The sequence below is a fragment of the Methylobacterium sp. CM6247 genome (assembly GCF_054817925.1).
In genome coordinates this window covers 1,890,645-1,906,863 of sequence record NZ_JBTXKX010000003.1, presented here as the reverse complement: position 1 = coordinate 1,906,863, position 16,219 = coordinate 1,890,645, and the positions used below count along the sequence as shown (strand labels likewise).

The 16,219-nt window shown below is 66.1% G+C and carries 12 protein-coding genes; 6 read left to right on the top strand and 6 right to left on the bottom strand.

Going from position 1 to position 16,219, the window contains the following annotated elements; translation table 11 throughout:
* Positions 1–47 precede the first annotated feature (47 nt).
* Positions 48–1,766, top strand: coding sequence for an NAD(P)H-dependent oxidoreductase subunit E (locus ACYQOP_RS09835; protein WP_461222255.1), 1,719 nt, complete (start codon positions 48–50; stop codon positions 1,764–1,766).
* Between the two features lie 43 nt (positions 1,767–1,809).
* A complete protein-coding gene (gene fdhF, locus ACYQOP_RS09830) occupies positions 1,810–4,782 on the top strand; it encodes a formate dehydrogenase subunit alpha (protein WP_461222254.1) in 2,973 nt (990 codons plus the stop codon).
* A 202-nt stretch (positions 4,783–4,984) separates the two neighbouring features.
* Here fdhF and ACYQOP_RS09825 read toward each other — a convergent pair whose 3' ends face one another.
* The 4 genes from ACYQOP_RS09825 to ACYQOP_RS09810 form a co-directional block, all read right to left on the bottom strand.
* Positions 4,985–5,185, bottom strand: a complete 201-nt coding sequence (locus ACYQOP_RS09825) for a hypothetical protein (RefSeq protein ID WP_461222253.1) — start codon at positions 5,183–5,185, stop codon at positions 4,985–4,987.
* Between the two features lie 38 nt (positions 5,186–5,223).
* The gene (locus ACYQOP_RS09820) at positions 5,224–5,448 is read right to left on the bottom strand and encodes a recombinase family protein (RefSeq protein ID WP_461225269.1); all 225 of its coding nucleotides are present in this window, start codon (positions 5,446–5,448) and stop codon (positions 5,224–5,226) included.
* A gap of 391 nt (positions 5,449–5,839) precedes the next feature.
* Positions 5,840–6,574: an SDR family oxidoreductase gene (locus ACYQOP_RS09815; RefSeq protein WP_461225268.1), complete on the bottom strand. Its 735-nt coding sequence runs from the start codon at positions 6,572–6,574 to the stop codon at positions 5,840–5,842.
* Between the two features lie 83 nt (positions 6,575–6,657).
* The gene (locus ACYQOP_RS09810; protein ID WP_461222252.1) at positions 6,658–7,896 is read right to left on the bottom strand and encodes an MFS transporter; all 1,239 of its coding nucleotides are present in this window, start codon (positions 7,894–7,896) and stop codon (positions 6,658–6,660) included.
* A gap of 127 nt (positions 7,897–8,023) precedes the next feature.
* On the opposite strand from ACYQOP_RS09810, the gene ACYQOP_RS09805 reads away from it, so the two are divergent.
* Positions 8,024–8,923 (top strand): LysR substrate-binding domain-containing protein, encoded by a 900-nt coding sequence (locus ACYQOP_RS09805; protein WP_461222251.1) that lies wholly within the window; start codon positions 8,024–8,026, stop codon positions 8,921–8,923.
* Between the two features lie 484 nt (positions 8,924–9,407).
* On the opposite strand, the gene ACYQOP_RS09800 is transcribed toward ACYQOP_RS09805, so the two are convergent.
* The gene (locus tag ACYQOP_RS09800; protein WP_461222250.1) at positions 9,408–9,569 is read right to left on the bottom strand and encodes a hypothetical protein; all 162 of its coding nucleotides are present in this window, start codon (positions 9,567–9,569) and stop codon (positions 9,408–9,410) included.
* On the bottom strand, positions 9,566–11,023 hold the full coding sequence (locus ACYQOP_RS09795; RefSeq protein ID WP_461222249.1) for an amidase: 1,458 nt from the start codon (positions 11,021–11,023) through the stop codon (positions 9,566–9,568). The genes ACYQOP_RS09800 and ACYQOP_RS09795 overlap by 4 nt, the downstream gene beginning before the upstream one ends.
* Positions 11,024–11,129: 106 nt before the next feature.
* Between ACYQOP_RS09795 and ACYQOP_RS09790 the strand changes: the two genes are divergently transcribed.
* Genes ACYQOP_RS09790 through ACYQOP_RS09780 form a run of 3 tightly spaced genes read left to right on the top strand, consistent with a single transcriptional unit; the run spans position 11,130 to position 16,174 of the window.
* On the top strand, positions 11,130–13,541 hold the full coding sequence (locus ACYQOP_RS09790) for a penicillin acylase family protein (RefSeq protein ID WP_461222248.1): 2,412 nt from the start codon (positions 11,130–11,132) through the stop codon (positions 13,539–13,541).
* Between the two features lie 14 nt (positions 13,542–13,555).
* Positions 13,556–15,019: a M81 family metallopeptidase gene (locus tag ACYQOP_RS09785; RefSeq protein WP_461222247.1), complete on the top strand. Its 1,464-nt coding sequence runs from the start codon at positions 13,556–13,558 to the stop codon at positions 15,017–15,019.
* A 3-nt stretch (positions 15,020–15,022) separates the two neighbouring features.
* The gene (locus ACYQOP_RS09780; RefSeq protein WP_461222246.1) at positions 15,023–16,174 is read left to right on the top strand and encodes a M20/M25/M40 family metallo-hydrolase; all 1,152 of its coding nucleotides are present in this window, start codon (positions 15,023–15,025) and stop codon (positions 16,172–16,174) included.
* Positions 16,175–16,219 lie beyond the last annotated feature (45 nt).

The following is a 16,219-nucleotide window of genomic DNA, read 5'->3' as shown; positions in this document are numbered from 1 at the left end:
AGCGCTCGCACCAATCACCGCAAGAACGAATGGAAACCGGATCGCCCATGAGTGAGGCACCAGGGACAGTCAGGAATTTTTCTCATCCTGGCACGGGACGCAACAAGGTCCGAGCCGTGCCAAAGGGCCGTCAGGTCGAGCCGAATGCCAAAGTCGAGATTGAGCAACTCCTTGGGACGCGCTCGCGCCAACGCGACCTGCTGATCGAGCATCTCCATCTGATCCAGGATACCTACGGCCAGATCGGGGCACACCATCTCGCGGCGTTGGCGGACGAGATGGACCTCGCCTTCGCCGAGGTTTTCGAGACGGCGACGTTCTACGCCCATTTCGACGTGGTGAAGGAGGGCGACGCCGACATTCCGCAACTGACTGTCCGCGTCTGCGACAGCATCACCTGCGCGATGTTCGGCGCCGACGACTTGCTGACAACGCTCCAGCGGGAGCTTGCGTCGGACCGGGTCCGTGTCGTGCGTGCCCCATGCGTCGGCCTCTGCGACCACGCGCCCGCCGTCGAGGTCGGGCATAACTTCCTCCACAAGGCCGACTTTGCATCCGTGCGGGCGGCCGTCGAGGCCGGTGACACCCACGCCCATCTGCCCCAATACATCGACTACGACGCGTACCGGGCGACCGGCGGATACGCGACGCTGGACCGTCTCCGAGGCGGCGACCTTTCCATAGACGACATATTCCAAGTGCTCGACGACGGCGGCTTGCGTGGCCTCGGCGGCGCGGGTTTCCCGACGGGGCGCAAGTGGAGATCGGTGCGCGGCGAACCTGGGCCGCGGCTGATGGCGGTCAACGGCGACGAGGGTGAGCCTGGCACCTTCAAGGATCAGCTCTACCTCAACACCGACCCACACCGCTTCCTCGAAGGCATGCTGATCGGCGCCCACGTGGTCGAGGCCACGGACGTCTATATCTACCTTCGCGACGAGTATCCGATCTCCCGTGAGATCCTGACCCGAGAAATCGCCCGGATTCCTACCGGCGGACCGCGCATCCATCTGCGCCGCGGGGCCGGGGCCTATATCTGCGGCGAGGAATCCTCACTGATCGAGTCGCTCGAAGGCAAGCGAGGGCTGCCACGGCATAAACCGCCCTTCCCGTTCCAGGTCGGTCTGTTCAATCGTCCGACCCTCATCAACAACATCGAGACGTTGTTCTGGGTGCGCGACCTGATCGAACGCGGCGCTGGCTGGTGGAAGAGCCATGGCCGTAACGACCGTGTCGGCCTGCGCTCCTATTCGGTGTCCGGGCGCGTGAGGGAACCCGGTGTGAAGCTGGCGCCCGCCGGCCTCACCATCCAGGAACTCATCGATGAGCATTGCGGCGGCATGCTGGAGGGCCATACGTTCTCGGCCTACCTGCCGGGCGGCGCGTCCGGCGGTATCCTGCCGGCGTCGATGAACGACATCCCGCTCGATTTCGGCACACTTGAAAAATACGGCTGCTTCATCGGATCGGCGGCCGTCGTTGTCATGTCCGACCGGGACGACGTTCGGGGGGCCGCCCTGAACCTAATGCGATTCTTCGAGGACGAGAGTTGCGGGCAATGCACGCCCTGTCGCTCCGGCACCCAGAAGGCCCGTATCCTGATGGAGGATGGCGTCTGGGACACCGAGCTTCTGGGGGAACTTGCCCAATGCATGCGCGACGCCTCGATCTGCGGGTTGGGCCAGGCGGCCTCGAACCCCCTAAGCAGCGTCATTCGGTTCTTCCCCGATCTTTTTCCTGCTCCCAAGGCGCTGGCTGCCGAATGATGGTCACGATTACCCTTTCCACGCGCAAGCCAGGAGCGGACGCATGAGCAACGCCCCCGAAACGCACGACGATACGTCCGTAAGGCACAAAATCCGGGCCGACGGCGCGCAGGATGCCGGCGGCCCTGCGCAGGGGTCGAAACCCGAGGCGGGCGGCGCCTATTCGCAAGGGGCGAAATCGGGGGGGCAGGCCGCCCCTGATCCGACCGGGACGTTCGGCTTGAGGGACGGCCCGGTCGCCCCGTCGTCGATTGCGTTCGAGCTCGATGGTCGGCAGGTCGAGGCTCAGCCCGGCGAAACCATCTGGGCGGTGGCCAAGCGGATCGGAACGCACATCCCGCACCTTTGCCACAAGCCCGACCCAGGCTACCGCCCGGACGGCAACTGCCGTGCTTGCATGGTCGAGATTGAGGGCGAGCGCGTGCTCGCCGCCTCGTGTAAGCGTACCCCCGCCATCGGCATGAAGGTGAAGTCGGCATCCGAGCGGGCGACCAAGGCCCGAGCGATGGTGCTCGAACTGCTCGTCGCCGACCAGCCGGAGCGCGAGACCTCGCACGATCCAACGTCGCATTTCTGGGTGCAGGCCGACTTCCTCGACGTCACGGAAAGCCGTTTCCCGGCGGCCGAGCGCTGGACCGGAGACTTCAGCCACCCTGCCATGAGCGTCAACCTCGACGCGTGCATCCAGTGCAATCTCTGTGTCCGGGCCTGCCGCGAGGTGCAGGTCAACGACGTTATCGGCATGGCCTACCGCTCCGCCGACGCCAAGGTCGTGTTCGACTTCGATGACCCCATGGGCGGCTCGACCTGCGTCGCCTGTGGCGAGTGCGTCCAGGCCTGCCCGACCGGCGCGCTGATGCCCTCGGCCTACCTCGATGCCGAACACAATACCCGAACGGTCTATCCCGACCGGGAGGTCACCTCGCTGTGCCCGTATTGTGGCGTCGGCTGCCAAGTCTCCTACAAGGTCAAGGACGAGCGGATCGTCTACGCCGAGGGTGTGGACGGGCCGGCGAACCATAACCGGCTCTGCGTGAAGGGGCGCTTCGGCTTCGACTACATCCACCACCCCCATCGCCTAACGGCACCGCTGATCCGACTCGACAATGTCCCGAAGGACGCCAACGACCAGGTCGATCCCGCCAATCCATGGACGCATTTTCGCGAGGCAACTTGGGAGGAGGCGCTCGACCGGGCAGCCGGTGGGCTGACCAAGGTCCGCGACACGCACGGGCGCAAATCGCTCGCCGGATTCGGCTCCGCCAAGGGTTCGAACGAGGAAGCGTATCTCTTCCAGAAATTAGTCCGGCTCGGCTTCGGCTCGAACAACGTCGACCATTGCACACGCCTGTGCCACGCGTCCTCAGTTGCCGCACTGATGGAAGGCCTGAACTCCGGTGCCGTTACTGCACCATTCTCGGCGGCGCTGGACGCCGAGGTCATCATCGTGATCGGTGCCAACCCGACCGTGAACCACCCGGTCGCGGCGACCTTCCTGAAGAACGCCGTGAAGCAGCACGGCGCCAAGCTGATCGTCATGGACCCGCGTCGTCAGGTTTTGTCGCGGCATGCCTTTAAACACCTCGCCTTTAAGCCGGGCTCTGACGTCGCGATGCTGAATGCGATGCTCAACGTGATCGTCACGGAGCGGCTCTACGACGAGCAATACATCGCGGGTTACACCGAAAACTTCGAGGCGCTGAAGGAGAAGATCGTCGACTTTACGCCAGAGAAGATGGCTCCGGTCTGTGGCATCGACGCCGAGACCCTGCGCGAGGTCGCCCGCCTCTACGCAAGGGCTAAGTCCTCGATCATCTTCTGGGGCATGGGCGTCAGCCAGCACGTCCACGGTACCGACAACGCACGCTGTCTCATAGCGCTCGCGCTCATTACCGGGCAGATCGGGCGCCCAGGTACGGGGCTACACCCGCTCCGAGGCCAGAACAACGTCCAGGGCGCGTCTGACGCAGGCCTGATCCCGATGGTCTACCCGGACTACCAGTCCGTCGAGAAAGAGGCGGTACGCAAGCTCTTCGAGGAGTTCTGGGGGCAGTCCCTCGATCCGAACAATGGCCTGACCGTTGTCGAGATCATGCGCGCGATCCATGCGGGCGAAATCAAGGGCATGTTCGTTGAGGGTGAGAATCCGGCTATGTCGGACCCTGACCTCAACCACGCCCGTCACGCGCTGGCGATGCTCGACCACCTCGTCGTGCAGGACCTGTTCCTGACCGAAACCGCGTTCCACGCCGACGTTGTTCTGCCGGCTTCGGCCTTCGCCGAGAAGGCCGGCACTTTCACGAACACCGACCGTCGCGTTCAGATCGCCAAACCCGTGGTCTCGCCGCCGGGTGACGCTCGCCAGGATTGGTGGATCATTCAGGAACTCGCCAATCGGATGGGGCTTGTGTGGAATTACGGCGGGCCCGCCGACATCTTCGCCGAGATGGCGCAGGTGATGCCATCGTTCAACAACATCACCTGGGAGCGCCTGGAGCGAGAGGGCGCCGTGACCTACCCGGTCGACGCGCCAGACAAGCCCGGAAACGAGATCATCTTCTACGCCGGCTTCCCGACCGAGAGTGGCCGGGCCAAGATCGTACCGGCGGCCATCGTACCGCCTGACGAGGTGCCGGACGCAGAATACCCGATGGTGCTCTCGACCGGCCGGGTGCTGGAGCATTGGCATACCGGATCGATGACGCGGCGTGCAGGCGTCCTCGACGCACTCGAACCGGAGGCGGTCGCCTTTCTGGCACCAAAGGAGCTTTACCGACTCGGCCTCGAACCCGGCGATACGATGAGACTGGAAACGCGACGGGGCGCTGTCCACTTGAAGGTTCGATCCGACCGAGACGTACCAGTCGGCATGATCTTCATGCCGTTCTGTTACGCCGAGGCCGCGGCAAATCTTCTGACCAATCCGGCACTTGATCCGATGGGCAAGATTCCGGAGTTCAAGTTCTGTGCGGCTCGAGTATCTGCCGTCGGTGTAGCGCATATGGCGGCGGAATAGCTGCTGGGCAAACCTGCATGCGGGGCAACGGGGCCGCAACAATCGCTGCGGCCCCGTTGCCCACCTTTGACAACGACATGATCCGGTCACGGTCGAGCCGGCACTCACCGATGACACAATGAGAGCCCGGCGAGCCAGCGCCGCATCCAGCCAAACAAAGCCGCAAGTGCACTGGTCTATCAAACTTTTGATGGTTGGACTGCTACGGTTCCCGTAGAAAACGGTACACCTGCATGCGGAAGTTGGCCAACTCAGTTGCAATCGCCGCAACACTATTGCCTGCCTCACACAGGGCCTTGATCCGGTCGCTGTCGAGGCGGTGCCTGCCGCCGGCATAAGCACCGTTGATTTTCGCGCGCTCAATGCCCTCGCGCTGGCGCTCCTTGATGAACCACCGTTCCATTCGCGCGACCATGCCGAGTACCGTCAGGACGACGTGGCTTATTGTGGCTCATTTCGCCCCGCGTTGAGATAGGGGGCAAGCATGATGACAAAGGCCCCGCGCTGCTCGGCCTCGTGAATGAGGTTGAGGACGTTACGGGTGTCGCGCCCAAGGCGGTGGAGGCACGTGACCATGGGTTCGTTACCGGGTCGAAGGAACTCCAATACGGTCGGCAACTCGGACCGGCCATCGCGGTTGTCACCAGAGACCTTCTCCGAACGGATTACGCCGCAGCCTTCAGCCTTCAGCCGGGCGACCTACCCATCAAGGCCCTGATCGAGTGTGCTGAAGTGGGCGTAACCGATGCGGGCTATGGTTTGTAACCTCAAGCTTTAGGTCCGAGGCTACCTTGTCACAAATAACCCGTATCAAACCAGATGTTGCGACGTTTTATGCCAGTCACGTTAAGTCATGCTAGGGTGTACCCCGATGTCACTAGCTAAGCTGGCGTTCGCTTTGCACCAACAGCGGAACTCGTCTGCCTGACCGTAAACGAACGTTCCGCATCCGACCCGACCCAGTCGTTCGGATTCTCTGACGCGACGCCCGAGAACGGACGTTGAGCGAGACATAGCCTGTCCGCAATGGACCGCGGCGCTCCGCAAGCGGTCGCGCTTACTTGCCGCCCGTGACGTCGAGGGAGGTACCGGTGACGAACGAGGCTTCTGAGCCGGCCAGCCATAGGATCGCTCGCGCGACCTCCTCGGGCTCGCCACCCCGTCCCATCGGAATGCTGTCCTTCACGCGATCCACGCGCCCGGGTTCGCCACCGCTCGCGTGCATCTCAGTGTAGATGTGGCCGGGCCGCACGCAGTTCACCCGAATGCCCTGACGTGCGACCTCCTTCGCGAAGCCGATCGTCATGCTCTCGACCGCGCCCTTCGAGGACGCGTAGTCCACGTACTCATTGGGACTGCCGAGGCGGGCGGAGGCCGAGGAGACGTTGACCACCGCGCCCCCACGCCCGCCATGGCGATGCGACATGCGCTTCACGGCATGCTGCGCGCAGAGGATCGGGCCGATTGCATTCACTGCGAAGACGCGCCGCACGCGCTCATAGTCCAAGTCTTCGAGACGAGCCTGTCGTGCGATCATAGCAGCATTGTTGACAAGGACATCGAGCCGACCGAACCGGCGGTCGACGCGATCGAACATCCGCGAGACCTCGGCGGGATCGGCGCTGTCGGCTCGTACGGCGATCGCGCTTCGGCCCTCCATCTCGATCGCAGCGACCAGGTCCTGGGCCGCCGCCTCGTTCGACAGGTAGCTGAACACGACGTCGTAGCCCCGCCGTGCCGCAAGACGCACGGTCGCGGCGCCGATGCCACGGCTGCCGCCGGTGATCAGCATCACTGGTGCAGTTCGCGCGGCGTCAGGTGCGGCAGGGGCATCCGGGCGGTCGCCATCGGTGGCATCGGGGTTTTGGACAGAGTTCATGGTTTCCTCGCGAGGTGCGGTGACAGAACGAGCATGATCGGGACGACGGCGAAGGCCGTGGCCGCGGCCGCGGCCGCGGCCCAACGTGGTCCGACCGCATCGCCAAGCGGGCCGTAGAGTAGGGGCGTCGCAAGCGCGCTGCCTCCGAGCGTCCAAGTGTAGAAGACCGCAAAGGCGTGCTCGACACGACCGTGCGGGGCGAGTTCCGGCACGGTTCCGTAGAGCACGGAGGACGTGCCGTTCAGCATCAGGCCAAGGACCGGCAGCACCGCGAGCGCGGGGGTGAGCGGGAGCGCAATAACCAGCAGGATCGCGACCGCCGTGCCTGCTTCCGAGAGGATCACGCACCGCGTCACCCCGAAGCGTTCCCCGAGCCGGCCAAAGATCGCCTTGCCCAATGCACCGCCGACGGCCGTTAGGCCGAACGCGACACCCACCGTCGCGAGGACCGCTCCCTTCTCCTGCAGCAGGAACGGGAGGTAGACGAGAAAGGCCGGCCGTGCGGCGTTGTCGAGCATGCCGACTGCCACGAGGAGTCCGAAGTCGGTCCGGCCCGTCGACGGGTCGCTGGGCACGGCCGCTTGGGTGCGTGCCGATGGTTCCTCGCGCGGGACGGGCTCACGGGGCAGCAAGATGGCGACCCCGAATGCGACGACAACCCCAAGGCCGGCAACGAGCCAGAGCACGAAGCGCCAGTCGGCGTGGCCGAGAAGGAAACCGGCGAGTGCGGGCAGCGCTGCCTTTCCGAGATCACCGGCGAAGTTGTAGGTGCCGAGCGGCCCCCTTGCCCCTTTCCCGTAGACCCGGGCGATCATCGCCGAGGCGAGGGGATGTTGGGTACTGCTGCCCGCGCCGGAGAGCGCCAGGGCGACGCAGAGGCCGACGAGACCGCCCGAGGCACCAGCCAGCGCGTAGCCGCCCGCACCGAGCGACGTGCCGAGGATCAGAACGACGCGTGCACCGAGCGTCCTGGCCAGGGTGGTGGCAGGCATCTGCAGGCCGGCCAGCGCGCCGACATAGAGAGAGCGCACCAGCGCGAGCGCGACGTAGCCGAGGCCGAACTCCGCCTGCCAGACCGGCAGCAGTACGTAGATCAGGTCAGTGTAGCCGTCGTGCAGGGCGTGGTTGACGCCGATCGTGGCGAGGGTGCGCGTCCGCCGAGGCGCGTGGATGTCACCCGCCCCATCCGTCGCGCTCGCGGCCCGCCCGTCCGTTTCCGCGATGGTCGTCGGCATCGATCACCCTTCCACGGCCGCCAGCAGCCAACGCCGTGACGGCTATACCCGTGAGCCTTCGGCGATGAGAGGTGTTCGACTCACGCTACCCGTGCGCTAAACTCACGGATGCGAGCCCAGAGGTCCGATGCGCCGTCTTCCACCCCTCCACGCGCTACGCATTTTCGAGGTCGCCGCCCGGGCCGGCAGCCATGCCGCCGCGGCCGCCGAACTCGGGCTGACCCACGGGGCCGTCAGCCGTCAGGTCGCCGTGCTGGAGGCGTGGTTCGGCCAGCGCCTGTTCGTACGGGTCGGTCGGAGCGTCGTCCCGACGCCCGCGGCCCGGGCATTCGCGGAGGCGGTCAGCCTCACGTTCGACAGGCTCGACGCGGCGGCCGAGATCTGCGGCCGGCCGCTTGCGCCACGGACCCTGCGGGTGAGCACGCCCACGACCTTCGCGATGCGCTGGCTGATCCCTCGCTTAAACAGTTTCCATGCAGCGCGGCCGGAGGCCGAGGTGGTCGTCACGACGACCACGACCCTGCACAATGCCTTGCGCGGCGGCTTCGACCTCGCGGTCCGGCGCGAGCCGCGTATCGGAACGGGGGTGCATCATCCCTGGGGCGCCTACCGCGCGGTCCCCTTCCTGCGGGAGGCCAACACGCTGGTTGCAAGCCCATCCCTCCTCGCGGCCCGCCCCCTGCGCACCCCGAACGACCTCGAAGGCGCCACGCTGCTGACGAGCGAGACGCGCCCGGGCGACTGGAGCGACTGGCTGAGCGCCGCAGGTCTCCCCCCTGATACGGGCAGCCGCCGGACGTTCGACCACTACTTTGTGGCACTGCAGGCGACGGCGGACGGGCTTGGCTACGGCCTGGGGCCTTTGCCCGTCCTGTCCGGCGACCTGGCGTCTCGACGGCTCGTCGCCCCGTTCCCGGAAATCGTCGTCCCACGCCCCGGCTACGTGGCCCTCGTTCCGAACGACGCGGACAAGACGTCGACCCTTACGGCATTCGTCGACTGGCTCGTCGCCACGGGCGCGCAATGAGATCAGACGACCATCAGGTCGAGCCGGAGACGGCTTCTCTCCTTGCGAGAAGGGCGACTGCGTTCGGCATAATGACCGATCTGTGCGTGAAGTGGCCCCCTCGTGTTCCCTGAGCAAACGTCCGTTCCGGCGACCCAGCCTCTCGGAAGCGGACCGACAAAAATCCACCCGACGCGGTCGTAGAGCTGTAAGACCGGTCCCGACCCAACCCGGGCGTTCAACGGACATTTTTGCGTTCTCGAAAATGGACCTAGGCCAAGCGGCTCCTTGGGCAGGACTACACCTGATCTGGAGCCATTGAGCTGTTTCCAAAACATGACGCGGTAAACTCTATCCCGCGCGCTTGAGTGGTTCCTTCCCAGGACTGGAACGCACGGTAAAATGAGTTCGTGTCCTCATAACCCAGTACTGGCTTTTTGTTGTAGTGAACGGTGCCTCAGTTGATGATCGACTGCGAGTCGACGAAGCCAGTGAAGGTATATCGCTACAGGCGCCGACGGGTCAGGCCCCAGAAGGAGCCCTGGATATTGTTAAGGAGGCGGTTGAGCGTGCCGTGGCGATGATGCTGCGTGCAGTGGCCGAGCAAGGTACCGTCCAGGACGTTGAAGGCGGCAAACAGCGCTGCCGTGTATGCCCATCTCTTCATAAAGGAAGTCGCTGTGATGGCTGACTCACTTCCTCGAATGCATGGGCTATGCAAAGCAGCGCCCTGTCCTGTCCCGGCCTTCCGATGAGCTGCAACCCCGATGATCGTCCGTCCGGTGCCCATGGACCTAACGGCAGGCAGATTGTGGGGCATCCGGACAAGGTCGCTGGCACCACCACTTCCATCCAACGATGATACGTATCCATGGACGTGCCGGCGATGATCGTGGGCCAGGGCTCGGCCTGAGCAAACGGAAAGACCTGAGCGCTCGGCAGGGCCAGCGCGTCGAAATCGGCAAAGAGCGCAAGGAAGCGCTGGTAGAGGCGCGTCCGCGCCACCGACGCTCGATAGAGATCGTCGGCGGAAAGACCGAGGCTGCCTTCGATCTCCCAGATCAGTTCCGGCTTCATCTGCTCGCGTTTGATTAGATCGTCATAGAGCGGTCGGTAGCGGCTGCCGACCAGGACGTGGCGCCAGACCAGCCAGGATGCCCAGATCTCGTCCCGGCTGATCCCGAGACCGGTCTCCTCGATGCGGCATCCCGCGGCTTCGAGGGCGGAGAGGCCCGTCTGGGACAGCGGCAGGATGCCGTCTTCCAGGGGAAGAGCACCGACGAAATCGCCGAGCCAGCCGATGCGGGCACCCTCCACTCTGCCCGGCAGCAACTCGGCAGTGAGGCCCGGCTCTGCCAGGGAGAGGGGTGCACGGGGATCGGGCCCACTCATCACCGATAAGAGGAGCGCGAGATCGGTGACGTTCCGCGCCATGGGACCATCAGTGGCAAGTTGCTGGATATAGCCCTCCGGGCCCGGCAGCGATGGGACCCTGCCCTGAGAAGGCCGGAACCCGAAGATACCGTTCCAGCCGGCAGGGTTACGGAGGGAGCCGGCGAAGTCGCTGCCATCGGCCATGGGCACCATGTGGAGGGCCGTTGCGACAGCGGCGCCGCCCGAGCTTCCGCCAGCACTTAGAGCGGGATCATAGGCGTTGAGCGTGGTGCCCCAGACGGGGTTGTAGCTATGCGAGCCAAGGCCGAACTCGGAGACGTTCGTCTTGCCGATGAGGATCGCCCCTGCCGCGCGCAGGCGTTCGACGAATAAAGCATCTTCCTTCGGAACATGATCCGCGAAGATCGGTGAGCCGAAAGTGGTGCGAAGTCCGCGCGTCGGCGCCAAGTCCTTCACCGCGTGGGGCAATCCATGCATCGGCCCGCGCCACAGCCCGCGCCGAAGGTCGGCATCGGCCGCGTCGGCCTCGGTTAAAAGCCTCCCCCGGTCGCGCAGGGACACGATAGCGTTCACTCGCCCGTTCACCAGCGCGATGCGATCGAGATGAGCCTCCATCACCTCCCGGCAGGAGATGTGCCGGTCGCGGATCGCCGCCATCATCCGTGTCGCGTCGAGGCCGACGATCCCGCCCTGCGGCAGACTTGGCATCGTAGAAGTCCCGCTCATCCCATCACTCCAGGTTGGCGCACGGCTTGCCAGAACGCCGAATACGGGATGGAATTGCATACATGATGCGTGCCGCAGGCCGACAACACTGTCCGAAGCCGCGCCGATGGAATCCGTGCTGATGGTGACGCCACCGAGCTTGGACGGCCCTGCCTTCTCCATCGAAGGATTGGCTGCGCCCGCCGAGATCCGTCTCGACAGATGGGGCGTCGCCCATATCCGGGCGGAATCGCAGGACGATGCGTTCCTCGTGCAGGGGTTCAATGCGGGTCGTGACCGACTCTGGCAGCTCGACCTGTGGCGCAAGCGTGGATTGGGCCTGCTCGCCGCAGATTTCGGTCCGGGCTACCTCGCCCAGGATCGGGCCGCGCGGCTGTTCCTGTATCGCGGAGACATGGATGCCGAATGGGCGGCCTATGGCCATCCCCGCGCAAAGGGCATCGTCGAGGCCTTCGTCCGTGGGCTCAACGCGTTCATCGTCCTGACGCGTGACAGGGACGATCTACTGCCGCCGGAATTCGCTTCCATGGGGACGCGGCCCGCCTTTTGGGATGCGGAGGACGTGGTGCGGATCCGCAGCCATGCCCTCGTGCGCAACGTCGCCTCGGAAGTCGCCCGCGCCCGTGTCCTGGCGCGTTGCGGCCTTGCGACGGATGTCCTGCGCAAGGCACTGAGCCCGACCCACGACCCCGTGATTCCGGAAGGATTGGCACCCGAGCGTCTACCCGAAGACCTCCTTACGGTCTTCCGTCTCGCCACTGCGCCGGTGAGCTTCGATCCGGGCCGCCTCGCCGCCCAACGCGCCGATGGCTGGGCATGGAGCGAGGTCGATGCGTTCGGCGCTGTCAACCGCTCGGATCGCCACCCTGTCGTGGCGCCGGCGGAGGCCAGCGAAGGCTCGAACAACTGGGCGGTCTCGGGGACACGGACCGCCACCGGTCGTCCGATCCTGGCGAGCGACCCGCATCGCGCCTACCAGCTCCCCTCCCTGCGCTACGTCGTTCACCTCACCGCGCCGGGGCTCGACGTGATCGGAGCCGGAGAACCGGCGCTGCCGGGCATCTCGATAGGCCATAACGGTACCGCCGCCTTCAGCCTCACCATCGCGCCGATCGATCAGGAAGACCTCTTCGTCTACGAGACCCACCCGGATGATCCCAGCCTCTACCGCTATGGAACGGGCTGGGAGGCGATGGCGCGGGTCGTCGAGAGCATTCCGGTGCGCGACGGCCCCGACGAGGAGGTCACCCTCGCTTTCACCCGTCACGGGCCGGTGATCTGTGAGGATGTGTCCGGGCGCCAGGCCTTAGCCGTGCGGACGGTCTGGTCCGAGCCGGGGACAGCCGCCTATCTCGGCAGCCTCGCCTATCTCGGCGCCACCACGGTGACGGAATTTCGCGAGGCGTTGCGCGATTGGTCGGCACCCTCCACCAACCAGGTCTATGCCGATACCGGTGGCACGATCGCATGGTTCATGGCCGGCAAGGCGCCCGTGCGCTCGAACTGGGACGGGCTGCTCCCGGTGCCCGGTGACGGGCGTTACGAATGGGCGGGTTTCCACGATCCTTTCGTGCTGCCGCACCACGTGGACCCGGAATGCGGCTTTGTTTTCAGTGCGAACGAGATGAACCTGCCGGCAGATTATCCGGCTGAGACGCGCAAGCTGGGCTTCGAGTGGCTTGAACCCTGGCGGGCCCGGCGCATCCGCTGCGTCCTCGAGGACGCTTCCAGGCATACGCTCAACGCCTCGACCCGCCTGCAGGCCGACGTCTTCTCGGAACCCGCCCTCCGCCTCGGCCGACTCGTGTCCGCCCTGCCACCGGCCGACGATGCTGCGTCCCGCGCTGCCGCCCACCTGCTCCTCGGCTTCGACGGACACCTGCATGCGAGGAGCGCCGCTGCCTGCCTCATCGAGACGCTGTGGATCTGGCACCTGCGCCCGGCCCTCGTCACCGCCCTGGCGCCCGCGCCTGACGATGCCGACCTGTTCCGGCCCGGCGACACGGAGACCCTGCTCGACGCCCTCGATCATGGTCACCCGAACCTCGATGAAGCGGCGCGCACGGCTCTCGTCACCCGCGCCCTCGCCTCGGCCTGGTGCGATTGCGAGGCGCGGTTCGGCACCGATCCCGCCGGATGGGAATGGGGCCGGTTCCATCATGGTTTCTTCCGGCATCCCCTCTCCGGCATCGGCGGCGCGGCCGGCGAGAATGTCGGTCCGCTGCCTGTCGGCGGCTCGGCGGCTTCCGTGATGCATGCGGATTACCGCCCCCATGACGGTGCCCTCACCACGGGCGCGTCGTTCCGCATGGTCGTCGATGTGGGTGATTGGGACGCCAGCCTGTTCGTGAACGCACCGGGCCAGTCGGGCCGATCCGACAGCCGCCATTACTCCGACCATGCCGTGCCCTGGGCGGCGGGCGAGACCGTGCCCCTGCTCTATTCGCGCGAGGCCGTGGACGCGGCGACCGAGACCATCATCTCGCTTCGACCCAGCCAGCCCATTCGACCCAGCTAGGAGTTGCCGCGCACGTGAAGATCTTCATCGCCGGCCTCGCCACCGAGACGAACACCTTCGCTCCCATTCCCACGGGCAGGGCCGCCTTCCTCGCCGATTACGCCCGCCGCGACGGGAGCCTCGGCCCGCCGAGCCTGAGCAATATCGGCCTCAAGGCCTGGCGCGAGATGGCCGAGAGCGACGGGCACAGGGTGGTCGAAAGCCTGTCCACCTTCGCCCAGCCCGGCGGCATCACGCTGCGCGCGGTCTACGAAGACTTGCGCGAGACGCTGCTGTCCGACCTCGAAGCGGCGCTGCCGGTGGATGCTGTGCTGCTGTTCATGCACGGCGCCATGGTCGCGCAAGGCTATGACGATTGCGAGGGGGACACGCTGGAGCGGGTCCGTGCGCTGGTTGGGCCGAAAGTGGCGGTCGGGGTCGAACTCGACCTGCATTGCCATCTGACCGAGACAATCCGCCGGGCGGCCGACGTCGTCGTGATCTATAAGGAATACCCGCATACGGACATCGTGGCGCGGGCGCGCGACCTCTATCCGCTCGTCATCGGCACGGCCGAGGGGACGATCCGCCCGGTCATGGCGATCCAGGATTGCCGCATGGTCAATATGTGGCGCACCACGGCGGAGCCGGTCGCTGGGTTCGTGCGGCGGATGGAGGCGCTGGAGGGCAGGGATGGCATCCTGTCCGTCTCGTTCGGACACGGTTTTCCATGGGGGGACGTCGCCGAGGTCGGCGCCCGGATGCTCGTGGTGGCCGACGGCGATACGGCCAAGGCCGCGTCCCTCGCCCGAATTCTCGCCGCCGAGATCTGGGCGATGCGCGGGGAGGCCGCGACACGGGTCGATACGGTCGATGCCGCGCTCGACGCGGCGCTGGCCTCCACCGATCCGCGCCCGATGGTGCTCGCGGACATCGCGGACAATGCCGGGGCGGGCGCTCCCTCCGACAATACCGCCCTCCTCGCCCGGATGGTCGAGCGGGGCATCCGGGACGCCGTCACCGGCCTGTACTGGGATCCGGGCGCGGTGGGCATCTGCCACGAGGCTGGGATCGGCGCCACGTTCGATCTGCGCATCGCCGGCAAGTGCGGTGTCACCTCCGGCGATCCCCTCGATCTGCGCATCACCGTGCGCGGGCTCTCCGAGTCTCATAGCCAGGGTGGCCTCAGCGGCGGGCGCGCGCAGCTCGGTCCCTGCGCCTGGATCGAGGCGGACGGCATCAACATCGTTCTAGCCTCGCAGCGCCAGCAGCCCTTCGCCCCGGATGCCTATACCGGCCTCGGCCTCACCCTCGACGACAAGCGCATCGTCGTGGTGAAATCGATGCAGCACTTCCACGCGGCCTTCGCGCCCATCGCCAGCGAGATTCGCTACGTCGCCGCCCCCGGCGCGGTTCCACCGGATTACGGAGCGATCCCCTACACCAAGCGCGACCCGGCCTATTGGCCCCGCATCGCCGACCCGTTCGCACAGGATTGATCGATGGCTCTTGAGGATCTCGCTCTGAACGACCTTCCGTTCGAACTCGGCGACCTGCTCGCCGGCCTTCGCCCCTGGATCGAGTGCGAGAGCCCGACCCATGACAGGGCGGCGGTGAACCGGATGATGAGCCTTGCCGCGCGCGACCTCGCCATGGCCGGGGCGTCGGTGGAGTCGATCCCCGGACGCATGGATTTCGGCGATTGCGTCCGCGCCCGGTTCCCGCATCCGCGCCGGGACGAGCCGGGCATCCTCGTCCTCGGCCATCTGGACACGGTCCATCCCCTCGGCACCCTGGCCACCCTCCCCTGGCGGGTGGAAGGCGATCGCTGCTATGGCCCCGGCATCCTCGACATGAAGGGGGGCAACGTCATCGCCCTCGAGGCCGTGAAGGCGTTGCGCAAAGCCGCCGTCGAGACACCGCTCCCGGTTACTTTCCTGCTCACGAGCGACGAAGAGGTCGGCAGCCCTTCGACCCGCGACCTGATCGAGGCGGAGGCCCAGCGCCATCGCTACGTCCTGGTGCCGGAGCCCGGCCAGCCGGGGGACGGAGTGCTCACGGGCCGCTACGCCATCGCCCGCTTCGATCTCACCGCCACCGGCCGTCCGAGCCATGCGGGAGCGCGACTCGGTGACGGACGCTCGGCCATCAGGGCCATGGCGCAGCAGATCATCGCCATCGAGGCGATGTCGGATGCCGATTGCACCTTCAGCGTCGGCATCGTCCAGGGCGGGCAATGGGTGAACTGCGTCGCCACCACATGCCGGGCCGAGGTGCTGAGCATGGCCAAGCGCCAGGGCGATCTCGACCGCGGCGTCCAACGGATGCTCGCCCTATCCGGAGAGGCGGACGGCGTCGCCCTCACGGTAACGCGCGGTGTCACCCGCCCGGTCTGGGAGCCCGATGCCGGCACCATGGCGCTCTACCAGACCGCCCGGACGATCGCCGGCGAGCTCGGCTCGGCCCTCCCGCACGAGAGCTTCGGCGGAGGCTCCGACGGCAATTTCACCGGCAATCTCGGCATCCCGACCCTCGACGGTCTCGGCCCCTGCGGCGCCGGCTACCATACCCTCGACGAACACGTGTTGACCGCCTCACTGCCGCATCGCGCCAGGCTGCTGGCCGGCCTGATGGCGAGGCTCGACGGACGGTAACGGCCTGCATCCTGCATGCACTTCGTCACAAGAGCCGCATCGCGG